General features: G+C 67.3%; 16 protein-coding genes and 1 tRNA gene. 10 read left to right on the forward strand and 7 right to left on the reverse strand.

What is annotated here, in order from left to right; all coding sequences use genetic code 11:
- Positions 1–69: 69 nt before the first annotated feature.
- Positions 70–1,509 carry a glycosyltransferase family 2 protein gene (locus WS46_RS20155; protein WP_059691523.1) on the reverse strand — a complete coding sequence of 480 codons (1,440 nt, stop codon included), beginning with the start codon at positions 1,507–1,509 and terminating at the stop codon, positions 70–72.
- A 393-nt stretch (positions 1,510–1,902) separates the two neighbouring features.
- Between WS46_RS20155 and WS46_RS20160 the strand changes: the two genes are divergently transcribed.
- Positions 1,903–3,990, forward strand: coding sequence for a UvrD-helicase domain-containing protein (locus WS46_RS20160; RefSeq protein WP_059531101.1), 2,088 nt, complete (start codon positions 1,903–1,905; stop codon positions 3,988–3,990).
- Between the two features lie 90 nt (positions 3,991–4,080).
- Here the strand turns inward: WS46_RS20160 and WS46_RS20165 are convergent, their stop codons facing one another.
- Positions 4,081–4,980: a cytochrome c5 family protein gene (locus tag WS46_RS20165; RefSeq protein ID WP_059531098.1), complete on the reverse strand. Its 900-nt coding sequence runs from the start codon at positions 4,978–4,980 to the stop codon at positions 4,081–4,083.
- A 252-nt stretch (positions 4,981–5,232) separates the two neighbouring features.
- On the opposite strand from WS46_RS20165, the gene WS46_RS20170 reads away from it, so the two are divergent.
- The 5 genes from WS46_RS20170 to WS46_RS20190 all read left to right on the forward strand — a co-directional run bounded on the left by WS46_RS20170 (position 5,233) and on the right by WS46_RS20190 (position 14,465).
- Positions 5,233–5,308: transfer RNA gene (locus WS46_RS20170), tRNA-Arg, on the forward strand.
- Positions 5,309–5,993: 685 nt separating this feature from the next.
- Entirely contained in the window at positions 5,994–7,109 is a 1,116-nt protein-coding gene (locus WS46_RS34300) for an acyltransferase (RefSeq protein WP_257130019.1), read from the forward strand.
- Positions 7,110–7,564: 455 nt separating this feature from the next.
- A complete protein-coding gene (locus WS46_RS20180) occupies positions 7,565–9,385 on the forward strand; it encodes a glycosyltransferase family 41 protein (RefSeq protein ID WP_059691524.1) in 1,821 nt (606 codons plus the stop codon).
- 39 nt (positions 9,386–9,424) lie between these two features.
- Positions 9,425–11,935 carry a tetratricopeptide repeat protein gene (locus WS46_RS20185; protein ID WP_059691525.1) on the forward strand — a complete coding sequence of 837 codons (2,511 nt, stop codon included), beginning with the start codon at positions 9,425–9,427 and terminating at the stop codon, positions 11,933–11,935.
- Positions 11,936–11,975: 40 nt separating this feature from the next.
- Positions 11,976–14,465, forward strand: coding sequence for a tetratricopeptide repeat protein (locus WS46_RS20190; protein ID WP_059691526.1), 2,490 nt, complete (start codon positions 11,976–11,978; stop codon positions 14,463–14,465).
- Positions 14,466–14,597: 132 nt separating this feature from the next.
- On the opposite strand, the gene WS46_RS20195 is transcribed toward WS46_RS20190, so the two are convergent.
- The 3 genes from WS46_RS20195 to WS46_RS20205 all read right to left on the reverse strand — a co-directional run bounded on the left by WS46_RS20195 (position 14,598) and on the right by WS46_RS20205 (position 17,374).
- Positions 14,598–14,897, reverse strand: coding sequence for a flagellar protein FliT (locus tag WS46_RS20195; RefSeq protein WP_059533511.1), 300 nt, complete (start codon positions 14,895–14,897; stop codon positions 14,598–14,600).
- A gap of 40 nt (positions 14,898–14,937) precedes the next feature.
- On the reverse strand, positions 14,938–16,371 hold the full coding sequence (gene fliD, locus WS46_RS20200; RefSeq protein WP_059691527.1) for a flagellar filament capping protein FliD: 1,434 nt from the start codon (positions 16,369–16,371) through the stop codon (positions 14,938–14,940).
- Positions 16,372–16,555: 184 nt separating this feature from the next.
- Complete coding sequence (locus WS46_RS20205; protein ID WP_059508662.1) at positions 16,556–17,374, reverse strand: flagellin domain-containing protein; 819 nt, start codon at positions 17,372–17,374, stop codon at positions 16,556–16,558.
- A 547-nt stretch (positions 17,375–17,921) separates the two neighbouring features.
- On the opposite strand from WS46_RS20205, the gene rpsU reads away from it, so the two are divergent.
- Positions 17,922–18,134, forward strand: coding sequence for a 30S ribosomal protein S21 (gene rpsU, locus WS46_RS20210; protein WP_006401410.1), 213 nt, complete (start codon positions 17,922–17,924; stop codon positions 18,132–18,134).
- A 330-nt stretch (positions 18,135–18,464) separates the two neighbouring features.
- Here the strand turns inward: rpsU and WS46_RS20215 are convergent, their stop codons facing one another.
- Positions 18,465–19,070, reverse strand: coding sequence for a DNA-3-methyladenine glycosylase I (locus tag WS46_RS20215; RefSeq protein ID WP_059533507.1), 606 nt, complete (start codon positions 19,068–19,070; stop codon positions 18,465–18,467).
- A gap of 141 nt (positions 19,071–19,211) precedes the next feature.
- On the opposite strand from WS46_RS20215, the gene WS46_RS20220 reads away from it, so the two are divergent.
- Together WS46_RS20220 and WS46_RS20225 are read left to right on the forward strand one after the other, a co-directional pair.
- Positions 19,212–20,093: a BadF/BadG/BcrA/BcrD ATPase family protein gene (locus tag WS46_RS20220; RefSeq protein WP_059691528.1), complete on the forward strand. Its 882-nt coding sequence runs from the start codon at positions 19,212–19,214 to the stop codon at positions 20,091–20,093.
- Between the two features lie 153 nt (positions 20,094–20,246).
- Complete coding sequence (locus tag WS46_RS20225; RefSeq protein WP_059691529.1) at positions 20,247–21,080, forward strand: Cof-type HAD-IIB family hydrolase; 834 nt, start codon at positions 20,247–20,249, stop codon at positions 21,078–21,080.
- A gap of 105 nt (positions 21,081–21,185) precedes the next feature.
- Here the strand turns inward: WS46_RS20225 and aqpZ are convergent, their stop codons facing one another.
- Positions 21,186–21,926 (reverse strand): aquaporin Z, encoded by a 741-nt coding sequence (gene aqpZ, locus WS46_RS20230; protein WP_059533501.1) that lies wholly within the window; start codon positions 21,924–21,926, stop codon positions 21,186–21,188.
- Between the two features lie 297 nt (positions 21,927–22,223).
- On the opposite strand from aqpZ, the gene WS46_RS20235 reads away from it, so the two are divergent.
- Complete coding sequence (locus WS46_RS20235) at positions 22,224–22,520, forward strand: H-NS histone family protein (RefSeq protein WP_059533499.1); 297 nt, start codon at positions 22,224–22,226, stop codon at positions 22,518–22,520.
- Positions 22,521–22,529 lie beyond the last annotated feature (9 nt).

Here is a 22,529-nt window from a genome sequence, read left to right on the forward strand (position 1 = left end):
GTTGTCGGGCGAAGAGGGCGGCGTGCACGCATGGCGCGGCGATGTGCCGATGCTCGCCGCCGCCGTGTGTCAGGCCAGGTAGTTCGACCACTTCTGGTGTTCGCGGTAGTACTGCTCCTCCGCGTCCGTCAGGCCGGTCTCCTTGTACCAGGGCACGTGCTTGCAGGTGTAGCGGCCCGCGAACCGGACGCCGCACAGATGCGAGTCGCGGCGGAAGTAGCGTTTGTTGTAGACGGCGAACGTCGTATCGATCGGCGCGTTGTAGATCGGGTCGCCGCCCGCCGTGCTGCCGATCTGGTGGCGCCAGAAGTTCGCTTCCCATTCGAGCGTCGTGTATTGGCGGTCGCCGCAGAAGAGCGTCGTTTCCTTCATCAGCTCCGGTTGCGAGATGTCGAGCGCGAAGCCGGCCTTGCCGGTCTGGAACGCTTCGGTCGCGTCGATCAGTTCGAACAGGAATTCGGGCGGCAGCGCGTCGTTCAGTTCGAGGTCCGGATCGGTGACGCAGAAGAGGTCCGGCAGGCGCGCGTAGTTCGCGTCCGACAGGAACAGGTCGCGCGGGCCCGCGTTGCGATCCAGGCGCACGACGGTCACGTCGTCCTGCACGCTTTCCAGGAACGCGAGCATGTCCGGCGCGCTCGACGCGTTGTCGACGATCACGATGTTGCGCAGGCCGCGCGCCTTCAACTGGGCCACCATCCGGCGCGTATAGGTCGGATTGTTGAAGGTCGGGATCAGCACCGGCACCGTGGCGACCAGGCCGCCCGCGAAATGCCGGAACTGACGGCTGCCCGGCAGCGTCGTGCAGAGCGTCGCGTTCGGCACCAGCGGCAGCGCGACGGGCTGCGGCGCCGGCGCGGATTGCATCACGTGCGCCTCGAGGTCGGCGAGGTCCTGCCGGGTGTCGGCGTCGTCGGGCATCAGCGCGGCGGCCTTGCGCATCGGCGCGAGCGCCTCCGCGTGACGCTCCTGCTGAACCAGCGTGACGGCCAGCGCCCGCCAGCCGAGCCCGACGTCGGGCATCCATTCGGTCAGTTGGGTCGCGATGCCTTCGGCCTGCGCGAATTGCCGCTTGTCGAGCAGCGCGGCGAGCGTGTTCATGAATTCGGAGAGCACGGCCGCCAGCTCGTCGGCGGAGGCCGACGGCGCATCGGCCGCCGCGAGTTCGAGCGACAGCGCGTCGATGCCGTGCGTGCGGGCCTGCGCGACCAGCGCGCGCGCCGCATCCATCTGGTTGTCGCGCGTCAGCGCGTCGATGCACGCGATCCAGTAGCGCCGCTGCGACGGCTCGGTCGCCACCGCGGCCCGGAAGTGCCGCAGCGCGGCGTCGCGCCGGTCGAGCTGTTCGAGCACCGTCGCGAGGCGGAGGTGCGAATCGGCGTGTTCGGGATGCGCTTGCAGGATCTGGCGGTAGGCCTGCTCCGCGTCCTGAAGCGAGCCGGCGGCGTGAAGCGCGGCGGCGCGGGCCAGCTCGGCCTCGGAGACGGGAGCGGCAATGACGGTGTCATTCATGGCGGCGGAAGTCGATGACGGCGAATGAAGGGGCGGCGGCGCGTACTCGCCGACGTTTCGCGTATGTTGCCGCCGGGGGCCGCGCGACGATGGACCAAACAGAGGGGAGATTTGCTGCCTGTTCGGATGTTCGGCGTGCGTCCGCCGACGCGGGCAGCGCACGGAAAGCGCGTGGGGAAAGGATGCGGGAAAAGGACGCGGGAAAAGGGTGCCGGAAAAGGGGCGCGAAGCCCGCCGGTGTTGCGCGTCGCCGCCCGGCGGCATCGTCAGCCGCCGGCCGCCGCCGACGTGTTAACATGCGCGTCCTGCCCCGCGTGTCCGCCTGCAATCCAGGCCTGCCGCGCGCGGCATCCTCCCGGCGTTCCGCCGTCAACCGCAACATCATCCGTCATCATGTCCGCAGGCCTCAACCCCGCTCAGAACGAAGCGGTGCGCTACCTCGACGGTCCCTGCCTCGTGCTCGCCGGCGCGGGCAGCGGCAAGACCCGCGTGATCACGCAGAAGATCGCGCACCTGATCGAAGCGAAAGGTTTCGAGCCGCGCCACATCGCGGCCGTCACGTTCACGAACAAGGCCGCGGCCGAAATGCGCGAGCGCGTGTCGAAGCTGCTGGAGGGCAAGACGCTCACCACGCCCGGCAAGGAAGGCCGCAAGGTGCCCGTCAACCAGCTCACCGTGTGCACGTTCCACTCGCTCGGCGTGCAGATCCTGCGCCAGGAGGCCGAGCACGTCGGCCTGAAGCCGCAGTTCTCGATCATGGATTCGGACGACTGCTTCGGGATGATCCAGGAGCAGATCGGCACCACCGACAAGGGCCTGATCCGCAAGATCCAGAGCACGATCTCGCTGTGGAAGAACGGCCTGATCATGCCCGACGAGGCGATGACGATCGCGGCCAACGAGGACGAGCATCAGGCTGCGCTGGTCTACCGCAACTACGTCGCGACGCTGCACGCGTACCAGGCGGTCGACTTCGACGACCTGATCCGCCTGCCGGCCGAGCTGTTCGCGAAGAACGAGCAGGTGCGCGACCGCTGGCAGAACAAGCTGCGCTACCTGCTGATCGACGAATACCAGGACACCAACGCGTGCCAGTACGAGCTGCTGAAGCTGCTCGCCGGCCCGCGCGCCGCGTTCACGGCGGTGGGCGACGACGACCAGGCGATCTACGGCTGGCGTGGCGCGACGCTCGAGAACCTCGCGCAGCTCGGCAAGGATTTCCCGAAGCTGCACGTGATCAAGCTCGAGCAGAACTACCGGTCGACGGTGCGGATCCTGACCGCCGCGAACAACGTGATCGCGAACAACCCGAAGCTGTTCGAGAAGAAGCTGTGGTCCGAGCACGGGATGGGCGACTCGATCACCGTCACGCCGTGCAACGACGAGGAACACGAAGCCGAATCGGTCGTGTTCCGGCTGTCCGCGCACAAGTTCGAGCGGCGCACGCAGTTCCGCGACTACGCGATCCTGTATCGCGGCAACTTCCAGGCGCGGATCTTCGAGCAGGTGCTGCGGCGTGAGCGGATTCCGTACGTGCTGTCGGGCGGCCAGTCGTTCTTCGACAAGGCCGAGATCAAGGACCTGTGCGCGTACCTGCGCCTGATCGCGAACGCCGACGACGATCCCGCGTTCATCCGCGCGGTCACGACGCCGCGCCGCGGAATCGGCAACACGACACTGGAAGCGCTGGGCTCGTTCGCGGGGCAGGCGAAGGTGTCGCTGTTCGAGGCCGTGTACATGGGCGGGATCGAGGCGCGGCTGTCCGCGCGCCAGGTCGAGCCGCTGCGGATGTTCTGCGACTTCATCCAGCGCCTGACCGATCGCGCGGACAAGGAGCCCGCGACCGTCGTGCTCGACGACATGATGGAGGCCATTCACTACGAGGCCTACCTGTACGACGCGTTCGACGAGCGGCAGGCGCAGTCGAAGTGGCAGAACGTGCTCGAATTCCTCGAATGGCTGAAGCGCAAGGGCACCAAGCCCGAGACGGAGGCCGTCGACGGCGAGGCCGACGGCTTCCACAACGCCGACGGGCTCGCCGATACCGGCAAGAACCTGCTCGGCCTGATCCAGACCGTCGCGCTGATGTCGATGCTCGAAGGCAAGGACGAGGATCCGGACGCGGTGCGGCTGTCGACCGTCCATGCGTCGAAGGGGCTCGAGTATCCGCACGTGTTCCTGGTCGGCGTCGAGGAAGGCATCATGCCGCACCGCGGCGGCAGCGAGGACGACGGCCCGATCGACAACGAGCGGATCGAGGAGGAGCGCCGGCTGATGTACGTCGCGATCACGCGCGCGCAGCGCAGCCTGCACCTGAACTGGTGCAAGAAGCGCAAGCGGGCGCGCGAGACGGTCGTGTGCGAACCGTCGCGCTTCATCCCCGAGATGGGCCTCGACGAAGCGCCGCCGCCGACGCCGGAGGAAGCGCCGATGACGCCGAAGGACCGGCTCGCGAGCCTGAAGGCGCTGTTGCAGAAGTGACGTGCGGGAGGCGGCCGGCGCGGCCGCCCCGGCAAAAGAAAACCCCCGCGATGCGCGTGCGCCGCGGGGGTTTTTTCTGGCCGGCAGGCGTTACTTCGACGCGTTGACCATATAGTCGACGGCCGCCTTCACGTCTGCGTCGGACGCGCTCGACCCGCCCTTCGGCGGCATCGCGCCCTTGCCGTGCAGCGCGTAGTTGTAGACGGTATCCATCGAGTCCTTCAGGCGCGGCGCCCAATCCTCCTTGCTGCCGAACTTCGGCGCGCCGAGCACGCCGGCCGCGTGACACGCCTGGCAGACCTGCGTATACAGCGCCTTGCCGGCCGATGCGGCGTCGGCGCTGGCCGGCGCGGCCGCGGGTTTTTCGCCTGCCTTCGGAATCGCGGCGATCGCGGCCATTGCAGCGGCGGCTTGCGCGTTCGACGCGTCGGCGCCCGACGCGCCTGCCGCACCCGCCGCGCCGCTCGCCGCCGGCGCCGCATTGGCGGCCGGGGCGGCCGGCTCGGGGAAGTTCGCGCCGTCGTTGTTCGCCATGTAGACGATCGCGCGCGCGATTTCATAGTCGCTGACGTCGTCGGGATTCGTGCCGCCACGCGGCGGCATCGCGCCCTTGCCCGACAGCGCCGTCTTGAGCAGCGTGTCGAAGCCTTGCGAGATGCGCGGCGCCCAGTCGTCCTTGTTGCCGAACTTCGGCGCGCCGGCGGCGCCCGTGCCATGACACGTCACGCACACGGCCTTGTAGACTTCCTCGCCGGTCTTGTACGTGCGGGGCGCGTTGGCGTCCTTCACGTCGACCTTCGCGAGCGGAGCGATCCGCGCGGCGACCTGTTCGTCCGATAGCGCGTCCGTGCCGGCGCCCGAGCGGAACGCGTGGTTGGCATAGGTGGCAAACAGGACGATCAGGGCGATCGGAATCGCAAATGATGCGATGACGACGGCAATCAGCTGCCCGGGGGTTTTGACGGGAGATTCGTGGGGTGCTTCGCTCATGCTTGCCTCGTCTCCGTGAATAGGAATTGTGAGCGCGGTGCAACGGCAAAATGGCAGTCCAATGAAGCACGGACGATTATAGACGGAACGTTTACATCACGGCGAGCGGCGCGAAGGCGCGTGTTTACCCGCACGAATGGGGGCCTGACGAGGATTCTGCGGGCAAGGTGGACGCTTCATGGGAAACCGGGTATCCTTGCCGTCTTGCCAATGGTGGGCGGCCGGTTTATTGGGGTCGTTTCACTGTCACACGCGCCCGTAGCTCAATGGATAGAGTACTGCCCTCCGAAGGCAGGGGTTGCTGGTTCGATCCCAGCCGGGCGCGCCAAAAAGCCTGATCAGGCTTTCAGCGGTTTCGCTACTTCAGCGGTTTCTCCCACTTCAGTGAAATTACAGTCAGCCGGCGGCGACGTGCAGCTCGGCGGCCTGCGTGCGACTGTGATGCACTCGTTCAACGTTACCAGCCGTGGTGTTCGTACTCGGAGGCGCCGGATCGTCAGACTCAGGTGATCATCCGCGAAAGAAACGCAATGAACGCGCGTACTAACATCCAAATCATCAACGGGCCGGACGGAGCGCCGGCCTTTGTGGTGACCCCCTACGCGGACTATATGGCGCAGCACACGCGCGTGGGGCGCATTCTTGGGACCCGATCGGCACCGGAGGAAGACGATTCCGACGCGGCGCGCGCAGTTGTGCCTCCGCCCCACCTGCCCACCAGAACGAGTGGTCTTTATGCACGCACTGGCAGCACAGGGCCGGGCAGCGCGGGCCGCGCGGCGATCGGCGAGCCGAATCTTGGGTGCATTTTTATGCGCCCTGGTTATGCGGTCTCTACACCTCGTCGCCTGCTTTCGGCGGTTCGGCCATAATCGCCGCTCACGCAGCACCGGCTTCATGCCGTAAGAGCCTGCCCTCCAGGTGCCAGCCGACCGCGCAAGCGGTGTGTGGAGATGGTCGGTGTTTGCGTGAGCGTCGGGCCGACGCGTTCTCAATTCCAACAAGATTCGACCGTGAAGTTTTCCCGAATTCCCGAGCTTGACCTGCTCCGCTTCCTTGCCGCCATCGCTGTTGTGTTCTTTCACTATGCCTTTCGAGGCTACGCCGGCGACGACTTGACGACCATGCACTATCCGGCGCTCGAGCCGGTCGCGCAGTATGGATTTCTGGGCGTGCACCTGTTTTTTATGATCAGCGGCTTTGTGATCCTGATGACGGCGGGCGACGGAAGCATCAAGCGCTTCATCGCGTCACGCGCATCCCGCCTGCTACCTGCGTTCTGGGTCTGCTGCACGATCACCTTTTTCGTGACGCTCGCGATAGGCGGCGATCGATTCACCGCGACGTGGCCGCAATACCTGGTGAACCTGGTGACGCTCGGCGGTGGCTTCGGCGCCGATCCGATCGACGGCGCGTACTGGTCGCTAGGCGCGGAATTGCGGTTCTACCGCCTGGTCGGCATTCTGCTCATCATCGGCCAGATCCATCGGGCCGAGCGTTGGCTGTATGTGTGGCTGATTGGTACGGTGCTCGTCGAGCTGTTCCCGTTCATCAAGCTCAAGGGCTTCTTGGTGACGGACTATGCAGGCTTCTTCATCGCCGGCGCCGCGTGCTTTCTAATCCGTGCATACGGCTCGTCGCGATCGCGCATCGCGCTCGTCTGCGCCGCGTGGGCTCTGTCGCTTTATCACGAATTCCAGCTCCTGCCGCACTTCAGCGAGAACTTCGGGAAGCCTCTGAATCCGGCGGTCGTCGCGGCCGTGATGACCTCGTTCTTCGTTGTGATGCTTGTGCTGGCGTTGCGCCGCACGCCGATACTCACCAGCTCACGATGGGTTTGGTTCGGTGCGGTCAGCTATCCGCTGTATTTGATCCACCAGAACGTCGGCTACATGCTGTTCAATGACGTCGGTTCGGCTGTCGACCGGGTCGTGATGTTTTGGGGTGTTGTTGCTGCAGCGATAGGGGCTGCGCTGCTGGTGCACGTTCTGGTGGAGAAGCCCTCTGCGAGGCCGATGAAGCGAGGCATCTTGCGTATCCTCGGCGCAATGGAACGATGCATACCGGCGCGCTGGCGGCGACACGAAGAGGGGCGCGGCGGGGCCTTCGGCCGCATGTCCCGCCCATAGGAGCACGCTTCAGCCTAGGGGACTCGAACGGGATTGTCTGTACACCGGCAACGCTCGGCCGGCAACACGCCTGCCACGCGCTCGCGCGCATCGTGCCGGTATCGCACGGTCCGCGCCTGTGCCGGCCGCCGAGCGCCGAGTCGCCAGACCGCCCCCGAGATGCCACCCCGCCTCGCGATGCGACGAATTACGGGTGTTTTGCTCGACTGATCGTCCCTTCGAAACACAGCGAACGTCGCGACAATATCCGCGAGTTTCCTGCCGTCGGCGCCGACGCGCCGGCGTGTCCGCGCCTGCCTTTCATGCGACCCGGCGCCCTCCGGCCTGACGGCGGGGGGCGCCGGTTGTGGCACGCCGGAAGCGCCGTCCGGGCATCGTCCGGGGCAGTCGCCCGGGCGGCCGGTTCGTCATCCATGCCTATCGCAGACCCAGCGGACCCAGCGGAAGCCCCGCCTATGAACGAAAACCTCCTCGAACGCGGATATCCGTCCGGCGCGGACACGCCAGTCGAGGCACTGCTCGCGTCCGCGCTGGACCATTACGAAGCGGGCCGGCTCGACGCCGCCGAGCGTCTGTGCCGGCAGGTGCGGCAGCGCGAGCCCGAGCGGGCCGAGGCGCTGCACGTGCACGGGCTGGTCGCGTTTCGCCGAGGCGATTTCGACGGCGCGGTCGCGGCGATCGCGGACGCGATCCGGCGCGATCCGCAGGCACGCTATTACTACAACCTGGGCACCGTGATGGCCGCGCACAACCGGCCCGCGGCGGCGGCCGAGTGCTTCCGGCAGGCGCTCGCGCTGCAGCCGGACGATGCGGACGCGTACAACAACCTCGGCAACGCGTTGCGCACGCTGAAGGATTGCGAAGGCGCGGTGGAGGCGCTGGGCACGGCGATCCGGCTGCGGCCCGACCACGCGCAGGCCTACAACAATCTCGCGAACGCGATGCTCGATGCGGGCGAACTGGAGGCCGCGCTTGAAGGCTACCGCGCCGCGATCGCGTTGCGGCCGGATCTGCTCGAGCCGCACGACAACCTGCTGTTCGCGTTGAATTACAGCGCGGCCGCCGCGCCGCACGTTCATTTCGATGCCGCGCGGCATTACGGCGCGCAGGCCGCCGCGCGAGCGGTGCCGTACCGCTCGTGGCCGACGGCCGACGGCGCGAGACCGCTGCGGGTCGGCATCGTATCGGGCGACCTGAAGCATCACCCGGTCGGCTATTTCCTCGAAAGCGTGCTGCGCGCGACCGATCGCACGCGCGTGGTGTTCGTCGCGTATCCCACCCGCGATGTCGAGGACGACCTGACACAGCGGCTGCGCCCGCTGTTCGCGGGCTGGACGAGCCTCGCCGCGCTGAGCGACGAGGCCGCGGCCCGGCGGATTCGCGACGATGCGATCGACATCCTGATCGACGCGGCGGGCCACACGATCTTCAACCGGCTCGCGCTGTTCGCGTGGAAGCCGGCGCCGGTGCAGGTGTCGTGGATCGGCTATGTCGCGACCACCGGGCTCGACGCGATCGATTACGTGCTGGGCGATCGCCACGTGCTGCCGGCCGACGAGGAAGCGCATTTCGTCGAGCGGCCGTGGCGCCTGCCCGACAGCTACCTGTGCTACACGCCGCCGCGCGATGCGATCGTGCCGGGCCCGCTGCCGCAACTGGCCGGCGGCGCGGTGACGTTCGGCTATTTCGGCAAGCTCGGGAAGATGAGCGACGCGGTCGTGCGCGTCTGGTCGCGGGTGCTCGCGGCGGTGCCGCGGTCGCGGCTGCTGCTCAAGGCGAGCGAGCTGGCCGGCGCGTACGCGGTGCGCCGCACGCGCGAGCGGTTCGCGCAGCACGGCATCGATCCGGCGCGGCTGCTGCTCGAGCCGAATGCGCCGCGCGGCGAATACCTGGCGTCGTACCGTCGCGTCGACGTGATGCTGAGCCCGTTCCCGTATTCGGGCGGCACGACGACCGCCGATGCGTTGTGGATGGGTGTGCCCGTGCTCGGCATCCGGGGCGACCGGTTCGTCACGCACATCTGCGAAAGCCTGTTGCAGACGGTCGGTCTGGCCGATTGGGTCGCGCGCGACGAAGACGACTACGTCGCGAAGGCCGCGGCCTTCGCGACCGATCCGGCGCAACTGCGGCTGCTGCGGACCGGCCTGCGCATGCAGTTGATCGCGTCGCCGCTGTGCAATGCGCCGCGCTTCGCGCGGCATCTCGAGGACGCGTTCCACGGAATGTGGGCCCGTCGCGCGGACCGGGCCGGCGACATCGCCCGCCCGATCGACTGACTCATCGACCGGACCGCGCGCGAACGACGCAACGACGACATGCAACAGACCACGGACATTCTCGGCGCCGCACTGGCGCATCACCAGGCGGGCCGGCTGGGCGACGCGAAGGCGGGCTACGAGCAGCTGCTCGCGCGCGAGCCCGCGCATCCGGACGCGCTGCATTTCCTCGGGCTGCTGACCTGTCAGGCAGGGCAGCCCGAGGAAGGGATCGCGCTGATGCGCCGCTCGATCGACGCGTATCCGAGCGCGATCTATCACAACAACCTGGGCAACGCGCTGCGCGAGCGAGGCCGGCTCGACGATGCGATCGCTCAGTACCGCGAAGCGGTGCAGCGACAGCCGGACTACGCGGAAGCGCACAACAACCTGGGCGACGCGTTGCGCGAGGCGCGGCAGCCGGATGCGTCGATGCAGCACTGCGCGCAGGCGATCGCGCTGCGGCCGGACTATGCGCAGGCGTACAACAACCTGGGCAACGCGCTGAAGGATCTGGGGCAGGCGGATGCGGCGGTGCTCGCATACGGCAAGGCGATCGAGCATGACCCGCGCTACGCCGATGCGTACAACAATCTCGGCAACGTGCTGACGACGCAGCGCAAATTCGACGCGGCGGTGGACAGCTATCGCGCGGCCGTCGCGCTGGCCCCGGCCAGCCCGATCGCGCACCGCAATCTCGGCGCGGCGCTGCTTGCGCGCGGCGACCGCGACGAGGCGATCGCGACCTTGCGCCATCTCGTCGAACTGGCGCCCGCCGACGCGCAGGCGCGTGTCGATCTCGGTACCGCGTTGCGCAACGCAGGGCAGGCCGACGCGGCGATCGAGCATTTCGAGCGCGCCGCGGAACTGTCGCCGTTGCGCGCCGACGCGCACGCGGGCCTCGCGGAGGTGCTGTACCGCCGGCGGCAGACGGCGCGTGCGGCCGAGTGCATGACGCGTGCGCTCGAGTTGGCGCCCGATCACGGTCCCGCCTACCGCATGCTCGGCGACATGTATCACGATCTGGGCAAGTACGACGCGTCCGTCATGTGCTACCGGGCCGCGACCGAACTCGATGCGAACGACGTCGACGCGCATCATCGCTGCGCGATGGTGCTGCTGAAGCAGAACCGTGCCGACGACGCGCTGCATCACGCGCGCGCGGCGCTCGCATTGAACGACCGCGCGGCGCCCACGCACATGACGCTCGGCGACGTGCTCGGCATGCTCGGCGATGTGGATGGCGAACTCGCGCATTACCGCCGCGCGGTCGAGCTCGACGTGACGAATCCGGTCCTGCACGACCGGCTGATCTTCGCGCTCGCCACGCATCCGTCGATCGACCAGGAAGAGACGCGCCGGGCCGCGCGGCATTTCGGCGAACACGTCGAAGCCGATGCACGGCCGCTCGCGCATGCCGACACCGGCTCGCGCCCGTCGGGCGGACGACTGCGCATCGGCTGGGTGTCGGGCGACCTGGTGACGCATCCGGTCGGCATTTTCCTCGAAGGCGTGCTGGCGCATCTCGATCGACACCGGCTCGAATTGATCGCCTATCCGACGTCGGCGGCGGAAGACGACACGACCGCGCGCCTGAAACCGTATTTCGATGCGTGGCATCCGCTTCTCGACCTGTCGGACGAACAGGCGGCGCAGCGGATTCGTGCGGATGACATCGACGTCCTCGTCGACCTGTCGGGCCACACGGCGCTAAACCGGCTCGGCGTGTTCGCATGGAAGCCCGCGCCGGTGCAGGTCACGTGGATCGGCTTCTTCGCGTCGACGGGGCTGCGCGCGATCGACTACGTGCTGGGCGACCGGCACGTGCTGCCGGCCGACGAGGAAGCGCATTTCGTCGAGCGGCCGTGGCGGCTGCCCGACAGCTATCTGTGCTTCACGCCGCCGCATCCGGCGCTCGACGTCGGTCCGTTGCCGCAACGCGAGAACGGTGTGACGACGTTCGGCTATTTCGGCAAGCTCGGGAAGATGAACGATGCGGTCGTGCGCGTGTGGTCGCGGGTGCTTGCCGCGGTGCCGGGCGCGCGGCTGTTCCTGAAGGCGGGCGAGCTCGACGGCGCGCATGCGGTGCGCCGGACGGTCGAGCGGTTCGCCCGCCACGGGATCGACGCGAGCCGGCTGGTGATGGAAGGCCGCTCGCCGCGCGCCGATTACCTGACGGCCTATCGGCGCGTCGACATGATGCTGAGTCCGTTTCCGTACCCGGGCGGCACGACCACGGCCGAGTCGCTGTGGATGGGCGTGCCGGTGCTCGGGATGAAGGGCGAGCGGTTCGTCACGCACATCTGCGAGAGCGTGCTGCAGACGGTCGGCCTCGGCGACTGGATCGCACAGGACGAAGACGACTACGTCGCGAAGGCCGTGGCCGCCGCGGCCGATCCGCAGCGGCTCGGGGCGCTGCGGCAGGCATTGCGCGCGCGGCTGCTCGCGTCGCCGCTGTGCGACGCGCCGCGCTTCGCGAAACATCTCGAGGAGGCGTTTCACGGGATGTGGATGGACAGGACGAACGCCGGCGCCGACGAGCGGGCCGCAGCGGGCGACGAACGGAATTGAGCCGCCCGGCAGGGCGGCGCGCGAACGACGAAACGACGACATGCAACAGACCACGGACATTCTCGGCGCCGCACTGGCGCATCACCAGGCGGGCCGGCTGGGCGACGCGAAGGCGGGCTACGAGCAGCTGCTCGCGCACGAGCCCGCGCATCCGGACGCGCTGCATTTCCTCGGGCTGCTGACCTGTCAGGCAGGGCAGCCGGAGGAAGGGATCGCGCTGATGCGCCGCTCGATCGACGCGTATCCGAGCGCGATCTACCACAACAACCTCGGCAACGCGCTGCGCGAGCGAGGCCGGCTCGACGATGCGATCGCTCAGTACCGCGAAGCGGTGCAGCGACAGCCGGACTACGCGGAAGCGCACAACAACCTGGGCGATGCGCTGCGCGAGGCGCGGCAGCCGGATGCGTCGATGCAGCACTGCGCGCAGGCGATCGCGCTGCGGCCGGACTATGCGCAGGCATACAACAACCTGGGCAACGCGCTGAAGGATCTGGGGCAGGCGGATGCGGCGGTGCTCGCATACGGCAAGGCGATCGAGCACGACCCGCGCTACGCGGACGCGTACAACAATCTCGGCAACGTGCTGACGACGCAGCGCAAGTTCGACGCGGCGGTGGACAGCTACCGCGCGGCCGTCGCGCTGAACCCGGGCCGGGCGATCGTGCACGGCAATCTCGGCACCGCGCTGCTCGCACGCGGCGACCTCGACGAATCCATCGCGACGCTGCGTCGGGCGGTCGAACTCGATCCGCTGGACCCGCAGGTCCACAACTGTCTCGGCAGCGCGCTGCGTGAAGCGGGCCGGAACGACGAAGCGATCGAGCATTTCGAACGGGTTGTCGAACTGTCCGGCGGCGACGTCGACGCACACCTCAACCTGAGCCGGGCGCTGAAGAGCCAGAACCGGATCGAGGAGTCCGTCGAGGCCGGCAAGCGGGCCATCGAGCTGGATCCGCGCCGCGCGGAAGGCTATGTGAACCTGGCCCACGCGTATTACTGGCTGGACCGCGTCGACGACGCGATCGTGCAGTACCGCCATGCGCTCGAATTCGATCCGGATTCGGCGGACATTCACCAGAACCTGTCGATCGCGCTGTGCCAGGCGCGGCGCGTCCATGAGGCGCTGGAAAGCGCGCAGGCCGCCGTCGCACTCGAACCCGGCACCGCGCGCCGGCATGCGCATCTCGCGGACGTGCTGCGCAAGACCGGCGACGTCGACGCGGCGATCCGGTGCTATCGCCGTGCGCTGGAGTGCGATCCCGACAATCCGGGCACCTACACGTCGCTGCTGTTTTGCCTCGCGGGCCAGACCAGCTTCGACCCCGAAGCGTATCTGGCGGATGCGCGCGTGTTCGGCGCGCGCATGTCGATGCACGCGCAGCCGTGGCGGCACCGGCCGGCGCCGCTGAACGGGCGCAGGTTGCGTGTCGGCTTCGTGTCGGGCGATTTCCGGCGGCACCCGGTCGGCATCTTTCTCGAAAGCGTGGTCGCGCATCTCGATCGGTCGCGGCTCGAACTGGTCGCGTTCACGACGTTCGACACCGAGGACGACTACACCGCGCGGCTGAAGCCGCATTTCGACGGCTGGCATCGCATCACGGATCTCGGGACGGAGCAGACGGCCCGACGCATCCACGACGAGCGGATCGACGTGCTCGTCGATCTGGCCGGGCATACGGCGCACAACCGGCTGCCTGCCTTTGCGTGGAAGCCGGCGCCGATCCAGGTGAGCTGGCTCGGCTTTTTCGCGTCGACCGGCATCGCGGAGATGGACTATTTCCTCGGCGATGCGCACGTGCTGCCGGCCGCCGAGGAAGCGCACTTCGTCGAGCGGCCGTGGCGGCTGCCGGACAGCTACCTGTGCTTCACGCCGCCGCCGTACGACGTGCAGGTCGGCCCGCTGCCGATGCTGCGCAACGGGCACATCACGTTCGGTTGCTTCGGCAAGCTCGTGAAGGTGACCGACGACGTGGTGCGCGTCTGGTCGCGCCTGCTGCACACCGTGCCGGGCGCGAAGCTGCTGCTCAAGGCGTATGAACTCGCGGTCGAGGACATCTGCGATGCGACGCGCGCGCGCTTCGCGGCGCACGGCATCGACGCCGACCGCCTGATCCTCGAGCAGGGCTCGTCGCGCGACGCGTACTTCGCTGCGTACAACCGCGCGGACGTGATGCTGAGCCCGTTTCCGTACCCGGGCGGCACGACGACGGCCGAGTCGCTGTGGATGGGCGTGCCGGTGCTCGGGATGAAGGGAGAGCGGTTCGTCACGCATATCTGCGAGAGCCTGCTGCATGCGGCCGGTCTCGGCGACTGGATCGCGAGCGACGAAGCGGACTACATCGCGAAGGCCGTCGCGTTCTCCCGCGATCGCGGCGAGCTCGCGGCGATGCGTGCCGGGTTGCGTCAGCAGATGCAGCGTTCGCCGCTCGGCGACGCGAAGCGGTTCGCCCGCCACCTCGAGGACGCGTTCCACGGCATGTGGGGCGCGTGGCTCGCCGGCGCCCCGGACGACGCGCCGGCGCGGTAACGGCCGCGGCCGGTCAGGCGCTGCGCCGCATGCGGACATTCCCAAAAAAAGAAGCCGCATCGCTGCGGCTCTTCGAGGAGTGCGCCCTCGCGGGCGTCGTTGTTGTTCTCGTTCGTTACACGTCGGTGCGGTTCAGCCGAGCATCCCGGTCGATTGATAACGCGATGCCGCGTCGATGCGCTGCAGCGCCAGCCGATGATTCGTCATCAGCCGTTCGCGGCCGGCCTTCGCCTGTTCGGTGATGATCGCGTCGAGCCGCTGGATCTCGCGGACGATCGCGAGCGCATCCGGCGTCTGGTCCGCGTCGAGCGACATCAGCAGCGTCGCGCGTTCGTCCACGAGCGCGGCGGCGCGCTCCCATGCGTCGTGCGAGACGGCGTCCGCGAGCGCGTGCGTGAGCGCCAGCGCGCGTGTCAGCGAAGTGTGTTCCATGGCGAGTAGTCCTCGTGGGCGGCGGCCGGGTGCCGGTCCGTCACTTGTTGGTGGCGAGCGTGCCGGCGCTGCTCGCACCGCCGAACAGCTGCGTCAGGTACTGCTGGTTGTTCTGCATCTTCGTCATCAGCGTGTTGAGCGCGGTGAACTGCGCGTTGTACTGCGCCGTGAGCGAGTCCTGGTAGTTCTTCAACTGCGTCGCCTGATCCTGCAGATTCGACAGGTCCTTGTTCAGCGAGGCCGTGCGCTGGTCGATCAGGCCGCCCGTCTGCGAGTACGAATTCGCGAAGTTGTTCAGCGCGACCCCGACGCCGTTCGTCGAGTTGAAGATCGCCGAGACGGCCGAGCCGTTGGTCGTGAGTGCGGTCTGCAGCTTCGTGCTGTCGACCGTCAGCGTGCCGTCGGTGTTCAGGTTGATGCCGATCGACGACAGGCTGTAGGTCTTGCCGCCCGACGTGACGCCGCCGCTGAGCGCGGTCGCGAGGCCGTTCGTGATCGAGTTCAGCATCGCGTCGCCGAGCAGCGGGCCGGCCGTCGAGCCCGACGACGTGGTCGTGTACGACGACAGGCTCGATGCCGTCGTGACGAAGGTCGAGTACGCCTTCGCGAAATTGTTGATCGCCGTCGTGATGCCGGTCGTGTCCTGCGCGATCGTGAGCGTCTGCGTCGTGTTGACCGCGGCGGCCGTCAGGTTGAGCGTGACGCCGGTCAGCGCGTTGGAGATCTGGTTCGTCGCGCTCGTCACGGTGCTGCCGGCGATCGTGATGTTGGCGTCCGCGGCGGGCGTCACCGTGTTGTAGGTCGACTGCGTCGAGTCGAGCTTGCTGTTCAGGCCGGCGCCCGCGGTGATCGACACCGTGTTCGCCGCCCCCGTGTTGTTCGACGAGAGCACCAGGTGCTGGCCGTCGGACGCGTTGATCACCGTGGCCGTCACGCCCGGGTTGTTCGAGGCCTTGTTGATGTTCGCGGCGATCGTCGCGAGCGTATCGGTCGACGAGACCGACAGCTGCATCGAGCCGGTGCCGACGCCGACGGTCAGCGTGCCGCTGCCGATCGTGTCGGACGATGTGAGCGCCGGCGAAGAAATCGAGTTGGCGGTCGCGACCGCGTTGACTTTCACCGCGTACGTGCCGGCCGCCGCGCCGCTCGCGGTGGTGGCGGTGAGGCCGGAGCCGCTGGCCGTCGCGGTCAGTGCCGACAGCGCCGTGCCGTCGGTGAGGCCCTTCAGCGCCGTTTGCAGCGCCGCGAGCTGCGACTTGATCTGCCCGATCGCGGACAGTTCGGTGTTGTCGGACGTTTGCTTGTTCGCGAGTGCGGTCGTTTGCGCGGCGGTCTTCGCGGTGACGAGCGCGGAGACGAGCGAATTGACGTCAAGCGACGACTTCGTCGAGCCGCTTATGAGGGACTGCGCAGCCTGCTGGAGCGCGGTGTTCAGGTCGCTGGAGGACGTGGTGGTGGTGGTCGTCGAGGTCATTCGGGTGCTCCGGTCCGCATCGCCGGACAGGTTCGGGCGAATCGCGCGTCGGTGTCGAACAAGCGCGCAACGGGAGGTGAGCCTCCCGGGTGCGCGATGAAAAGGCGCGGGCGCCGGACCCAGGTCGCGGCGCCCGTGCCGGCGGACGGCGCGTCGCGAGACGCGCGCCGCCGGTCGTGGGGTATTAACCCAGGAGCTTCAGGACTTGCTGCGGCAGCGAGTTCGCTTGTGCCAGCACCGAGATACCTGCTTGCTGCAGCACTTGCGCCTTGCTCAGGTTCGCCGTTTCCGTCGCGAAGTCCGCGTCGGTGATCTGCGAACGGGCTGCCGACATGTTGGTCGATTGCGTTTGCGTGTTCGTGATGGCCGACTGGAACGTGTTCTGCGTTGCGCCGAGCGTTGCCTGGAACGTGTTGACCTTCGTCAGCACTGCGTCGATCGAGCCCATCGCGGCTTGCGAATCCGTGACGCTCGAAACCGTCAGCGCGGAGAGGCCGAGGTTTGCCGAGTCCCAGCTCTGCGAGCCGAAGTTCGCTGCGATCGTCTGGCCGTTGATTGCGCCGATCTGGAAGCTGACCGTGCCCAGGCCTTGCAGGACGGATTGACCGTTGAACGTCGTTTGCGTTGCGACGCGCGAGATTTCCGTCAGACGGGTCGAGACTTCCGACTGCAGGTTTGCACGTGCGTTGGAGTCGAGCGAGCCGTCGCCTGCTTCAACTGCCAGCTGGCGGATACGTTGCAGGTTGTCGACGATCGACTGAAGCGCGCCGGCGGTCGTCTGGACCATCGAGATGCCGTTGTTCGCGTTCGACACGCCTTGGTTCAGCGCGTTGATCGCGGCCGTCTGGGTCGTCGCGATTGCGAGGCCCGCTGCGTCGTCTGCTGCGCTGTTCACGCGCTTGCCCGACGACAGGCGGTTGATCGCTTGCGACAGCGCGTTTTGCGAGCCCGACAGGTTCGTCTGCGTCGACAGCGAAAGGATGTTGGTGTTGATGTTCAGCATTTGCTTCCTCGTTTTGGAAAATGCCTGAGTACAGACAGGATCAGGTTCGTTTTCGGCGTTGCGCTTTATCGCGAGTGGCGCTGCCCGCCTTTCCTGGTTGACGGCGGCACCCGGCGAAAACTTTAGAGGGATGTGTGAGGAAAATCGGGACGGAAGCATGCCGCTGCCGCGAAGTCCGCGCCTGGTATGGCTGGCAGCGATTTCGGCGGGGTTGCGCGACGGTCTCGTTGGACGGTTTATGCGGCCGCGCCGCGCGGGGCGGCGAACCGGGATCGACAAAAGGATAGTTTTGTCTGTGATTTCCTGATATGATGGCGGGCTGAATTGAGATTTTCTGTCAAGCCTGTGCCGTCCCGGCACTCTTGCTGGCAGTCAAACGCGGCGCTGCACGCGGCTTGTGAAGCGTACTCGCGGTGCTTTGTGCCTCTCTTTTCCGGCCTCCGAGGCCGTATTTCCGCTCGTTTCGCCTGTTGTGGGGACGCCCGGATGGCCGGTGCGTGGCGCTTGGCCGCTACGTTTTTGACCGTTTAAGCAATTTAGGAACGACATGACGACGATTCTTCTGAAAGAAAACGAGCCGTTCGAAGTGGCGATTCGCCGCTTTCGCCGTGCTATCGAAAAAAATGGCCTGATCGCTGAACTGCGCGAACGCCAGTCCTACGAAAAGCCGACCGCAGTCCGCAAGCGCAAGAAGGCAGCAGCCGTCAAGCGCCTGCACAAGCGCCTGCGCAGCCAGATGCTGCCGAAGAAGCTCCACTAAGAGCATCTACGGTTCGCCGCGAAACGGCGGAGCGTGCTTCGAAAGAAGCCGCTCCGCCGTTTCGCTTTTCGGGCCGGAAAAAACGGCTTCGATCTCGGGAATCAAGCCTTGGCGGGGCGCCGCCTGATGGCGACGCGGCGGGTTCGACGGATTGCCGGGCGGTTTCGGGTTGCCGCGGGGTTCGTTCCGAAGTCGTCATCGCGACGCTCGGCGTCGGCGTGACGCGATCGGCATCTGTTTGAAGAAACGCAGCGCGTGCGTGCGAGCCGCGCACGACGCGATGACGTATCGATGCACCGACCCAGCCCGCCGGGCGGGGCTGCGTCGCCGTCAGCCTGCCTTGCGGCGCCGCGCCGGCTGCTGCTTGCCGCCGAGCGCCGCGCATTTGGCGTGACACGGGCAGCCGGTCTCGTGGTCGTTGACCATCCCGGTTGCCTGCATCAGCGCGTAGCAGATCGTCGAGCCGACGAACTTGCAGCCGTATTCCTTCAGCGCCTTGCTGAGCGCATCGGACTCGGCGGTCGATGCGGGCGCGTCGCGATACGACTGCCACGCGTTCTGCACCGGCGTATGGTCGACGAACGACCACAGGAATTGCGCGAGCGACCCGTGGTCGTCGCGAATGCGCTGCACGGCCCGCGCATTGGTCACCGCGGATTCCACCTTCGCGCGATTGCGCACGATGCCCGGATTTTCGAGCAGCTTCTCGATGCGCTTCGGCGTGAAGCGCGCGACCGCGTCGACATCGAACTCGGCGAACGCCTCGCGATAGCCGGCGCGCTTGTTCAGGATCGTCGACCACGACAGCCCCGCCTGCGCGCCTTCCAGAATCAGCATTTCGAACAGATGGCGATCGTCATGCGACGGCACGCCCCACTCGGTATCGTGATAGTGAGCATCCGCTTCCGTCCTTACCCAGTTGCACCGCTGCGACATCGTCAGCCTCGTTCCAGAGTCGATTCGATCGTGCCAGCATAGCGGAAGGCCCATTCGCGGCATAGCTGGCCGAACGGCAGATGGGCGCGCGGCGCCGATCCGGTTAAGCTTGGCGCCTGTTCGAATCAGCAGGATCAACGCATGACGGCACTACTTTTTGCGATCGGCATCGACGGCGGCGGCACCGGCACCCGTGCGGTACTGGCCGACCGGCACGGGCGCGAGCTCGCGCAGGGGCGCGGCGGCCCGTCGGGGCTCGGCCTCGGCATCGAGCGCGCGTGGGCATCGATCGGCGCGGCCTGCGCCGACGCCTTCACGCGGGCCGGGCTCGCGTTCGACTGGTCGCAATGCGCGCTCGGTTGCGGGCTCGCGGGCGTCAACAACGCCGCGTGGCTCGCCGCGTTCCGTGCGCAGGCGCCGCTCGACGCGCTCGCGATCGAGAGCGACGCGTATACGACCGTCGTCGGCGCGCACGGCGGCGCGCCGGGGCTCATCGTCGCACTCGGCACGGGCAGCATCGCGGCGGCGCTCGACGCGGCGGGCGACTGCCGCATCGCGGGCGGCTTCGGTTTTCCGTCCGGCGACGAGGCGAGCGGCGCGTGGCTCGGCATGCGCGCGCTTGCATACGCGCAGCAGGCGCTCGACGGCCGCGTGCCGCGCGACGCGTTCGCCGGCGCGCTGCTCGCGGAAACGGGTGTGCACGATCGCGACGCGCTCGTCCAGTGGTCGTGCGATGCGAACCAGACGATCTACGCGCGCCTCGCGCCGATCGTGTTCGCGCACCGCGACCATCCTTGCGCGGCGGCACTGATCGCGCAGGCCGGCGAAGAGATCGGCAAGATGATCGACGCGCTCGATCCGCGGCAGGCGCTGCCGGTCGCGCTGTGCGGCGGGCTGGCCGACGCGCTGGCGCCGGCCGTGCCGGCGCGCCACGCGGCCCGGCTGCGCGCGCCGCTCGACGATTCCGCGCACGGCGCGTTGCGGCTTGCGTTGCAGGCATTGAGGGCAGCCGAAGCGGGGTGAGCGGTTCAAATGGGCGGCGTGAGGTGAGTGGTGAGTGGGCCGGGCAGGCCGAACGGCCCGAAACCGGCTCGTTCCCCAACCGCCCGGCGGCCCCGCGGGCACGACGTTAAAATGGCGGTTCCGCAGCGTCCTGCGCGCCATTCACCCGTCCCCATGTACAAAGTCATCGCCACCGATCTCGACGGCACCCTGCTGAACAGCGACCACCAGCTCGATCCGTACACGATCGAGACCGTCCGCCGGCTCGACCACGACGGCCTGCAATTCGTGATCGCGACGGGGCGCCACTATGCGGACGTCGCCGGCATCCGCGACGTGCTGGGCATCCGGCCGTACCTGATCACGTCGAACGGCGCGCGCGTGCATGCGCCGGACGACACGGCGATCCACGCGCAGGACATCGATCCCGCGATCGTTCGCGGCCTCGTGCAGCCGGGCGTGACCGGCGCGCACGGGCGCGTGATCGTCAACCTGTTCACCGACCGCGGCTGGCTGATCGACCGCGACGCGCCGCACCTGCTCGAATTCCACCAGGATTCGGGATTCCGCTACGACGTGATCGACATGTCCGCGCACGACGGCGCCGATATCGCGAAGGTGCTGTACATCGGCGAGCCGGCCGATCTGGCGGTGGTCGCCGAGCAGATGCGCGTGCGGTTCGGCGATGCGCTGTACGTCACGTATTCGCTGCCCGACTGTCTCGAAGTGATGACCGCCAACGTGTCGAAGGGTCGCGCGCTGCGTGCGGTGCTCGCGCGGCTCGGCGTCGACGCCGGCCACTGCATCGCGTTCGGCGACAACATGAACGACATCGACCTGCTCGAAACCGCCGGTCACGCGTTCATGATGAACAACGCGAACCCCGACCTGGTCGCGCATCTGCCGCACATCCCGCGGATCGGCAACAACTTCGACGCGGGCGTCGCCCGCCACCTGCGCACGCTGTTCGCGCTCGAGGACACCCTCGACGGCGTCGCCGCTTCCTGAGCGGCCATGAAAAACGGGCGCCAGCGGCGCCCGTCCAAATTACCTGCCTCTATGTTGTTCGACAGCGTGAGGCTCGCTGCTCTGCTCGCGTGACCCCGTAGCGTTTTATTCGTTGGTGCGAGCGGATGCGGGCAGGAGGCCGACGGCATCGTCGCGCCCCGCGATGAGCGGATAGACAATCCCCGCGATTGCCGCACCGATGATCGGCGCGACCCAGAACAGCCACAGCTGGCCGATCGCCTCGCCGCCCACGAACAGCGCCGGGCCGGTCGAGCGGGCCGGGTTCACCGACGTGTTGGTGACGGGGATGGAGATCAGGTGAATCAACGTCAGGCACAGGCCGATCGCGATCGGCGCGAAGCCGGCCGGCGCGCGCTTGTCGGTGGCGCCGAGAATCACGAACAGGAAGAAGGCCGTCATCACGACTTCGCAGATGAACGCCGCGCCGAGCGAGTAATGGCCGGGCGAGCGCTCGCCGAAGCCGTTCGTCGCAAAGCCGCTGCCGACGACGTCGAAGCCCGGCTTGCCGGTCGCGATCAGGTACAGCACGAACGCACCCAGCGTGGCGCCGACCACCTGCGCAACGATGTACGGCGCGAGATCGCGCGCCGGGAAGCGTCCGGCGACCGTCAGGCCGACGCTCACCGCCGGATTCAGGTGGCAGCCCGAAATATGGCCGATCGCGAATGCCATCGTCAGCACGGTCAGGCCGAAGGCGAGTGCGACGCCGGCAAAGCCGATGCCGAGGCCCGGAAAGGCGGCGGCCAGCACGGCGCTTCCGCACCCGCCGAGCACCAGCCAGAACGTGCCGAATACCTCTGCAGCCAGACGCTGAGAAAGATTCATGTAAGGACCTCGTTCAAGTGGGTTGAAGACAAACGGGCGACCGGAGTTTTATTCCGACGCCCGGAATTGGTCTGGATTATAGGAAATGAATCGGCTTCGCGAGGGTCAACGATTGTTAAATTTGAATGGCGGGCGAATGGCTTTTATTAGAATAAGTCCGCATTCTCGATATCGACGAATCGGTTAAAGATGACGGCATTAAATTCGAAGAGCAGGGCGGCAGTACGATGACGTAACGGATGTTGGCGTTCCGGCCGGACTCGCTGGAGCCGCATCATGGAAAAGGGGAGTCGAAAAATGTCTCAATACGCGAAACTCAAGGCGCAGATCGCCGAGTTGCAGGCCCAGGCGGACGACGTGCGTCGCCAGGAAGTGGCGACGGTGATCGCCGACGTCCAGCGGATGATTGCCGAATATGGCCTGACGGCCGAGGACCTGGGCTTCGCGGAGCGCGCGCGGCGCGGCCGTCCGCCGAAAAAGGCGCCGCTGCCCCCGAAATACCGCGACCCGAAGTCGGGCGCAACCTGGAGCGGGCGCGGCAAGCCGCCGAATTGGATCGTCGGGAAAAACCGCGATCGTTTCCTGATCGAATGACCGCGCAAA

Origin of the sequence: Burkholderia sp. RF4-BP95, assembly GCF_001521985.1 — a bacterium.
Lineage (GTDB): Bacteria > Pseudomonadota > Gammaproteobacteria > Burkholderiales > Burkholderiaceae > Burkholderia > Burkholderia diffusa.

What these genes read in the sequence shown, in the direction of transcription:
- WS46_RS20155 (WP_059691523.1), bottom strand. Translation starts at nt 1,509, where the DNA reads ATGAATGACACCGTCATTGCCGCTCCCGTCTCCGAGGCCGAGCTGGCC.
- WS46_RS20160 (WP_059531101.1), top strand. Translation starts at nt 1,903, where the DNA reads ATGTCCGCAGGCCTCAACCCCGCTCAGAACGAAGCGGTGCGCTACCTC.
- WS46_RS20165 (WP_059531098.1), bottom strand. Translation starts at nt 4,980, where the DNA reads ATGAGCGAAGCACCCCACGAATCTCCCGTCAAAACCCCCGGGCAGCTG.
- WS46_RS20180 (WP_059691524.1), top strand. Translation starts at nt 7,565, where the DNA reads ATGAACGAAAACCTCCTCGAACGCGGATATCCGTCCGGCGCGGACACG.
- WS46_RS20185 (WP_059691525.1), top strand. Translation starts at nt 9,425, where the DNA reads ATGCAACAGACCACGGACATTCTCGGCGCCGCACTGGCGCATCACCAG.
- WS46_RS20190 (WP_059691526.1), top strand. Translation starts at nt 11,976, where the DNA reads ATGCAACAGACCACGGACATTCTCGGCGCCGCACTGGCGCATCACCAG.
- WS46_RS20195 (WP_059533511.1), bottom strand. Translation starts at nt 14,897, where the DNA reads ATGGAACACACTTCGCTGACACGCGCGCTGGCGCTCACGCACGCGCTC.
- fliD (WP_059691527.1), bottom strand. Translation starts at nt 16,371, where the DNA reads ATGACCTCGACGACCACCACCACCACGTCCTCCAGCGACCTGAACACC.
- WS46_RS20205 (WP_059508662.1), bottom strand. Translation starts at nt 17,374, where the DNA reads ATGCTGAACATCAACACCAACATCCTTTCGCTGTCGACGCAGACGAAC.
- rpsU (WP_006401410.1), top strand. Translation starts at nt 17,922, where the DNA reads ATGACGACGATTCTTCTGAAAGAAAACGAGCCGTTCGAAGTGGCGATT.
- WS46_RS20215 (WP_059533507.1), bottom strand. Translation starts at nt 19,070, where the DNA reads ATGTCGCAGCGGTGCAACTGGGTAAGGACGGAAGCGGATGCTCACTAT.
- WS46_RS20220 (WP_059691528.1), top strand. Translation starts at nt 19,212, where the DNA reads ATGACGGCACTACTTTTTGCGATCGGCATCGACGGCGGCGGCACCGGC.
- WS46_RS20225 (WP_059691529.1), top strand. Translation starts at nt 20,247, where the DNA reads ATGTACAAAGTCATCGCCACCGATCTCGACGGCACCCTGCTGAACAGC.
- aqpZ (WP_059533501.1), bottom strand. Translation starts at nt 21,926, where the DNA reads ATGAATCTTTCTCAGCGTCTGGCTGCAGAGGTATTCGGCACGTTCTGG.
- WS46_RS20235 (WP_059533499.1), top strand. Translation starts at nt 22,224, where the DNA reads ATGTCTCAATACGCGAAACTCAAGGCGCAGATCGCCGAGTTGCAGGCC.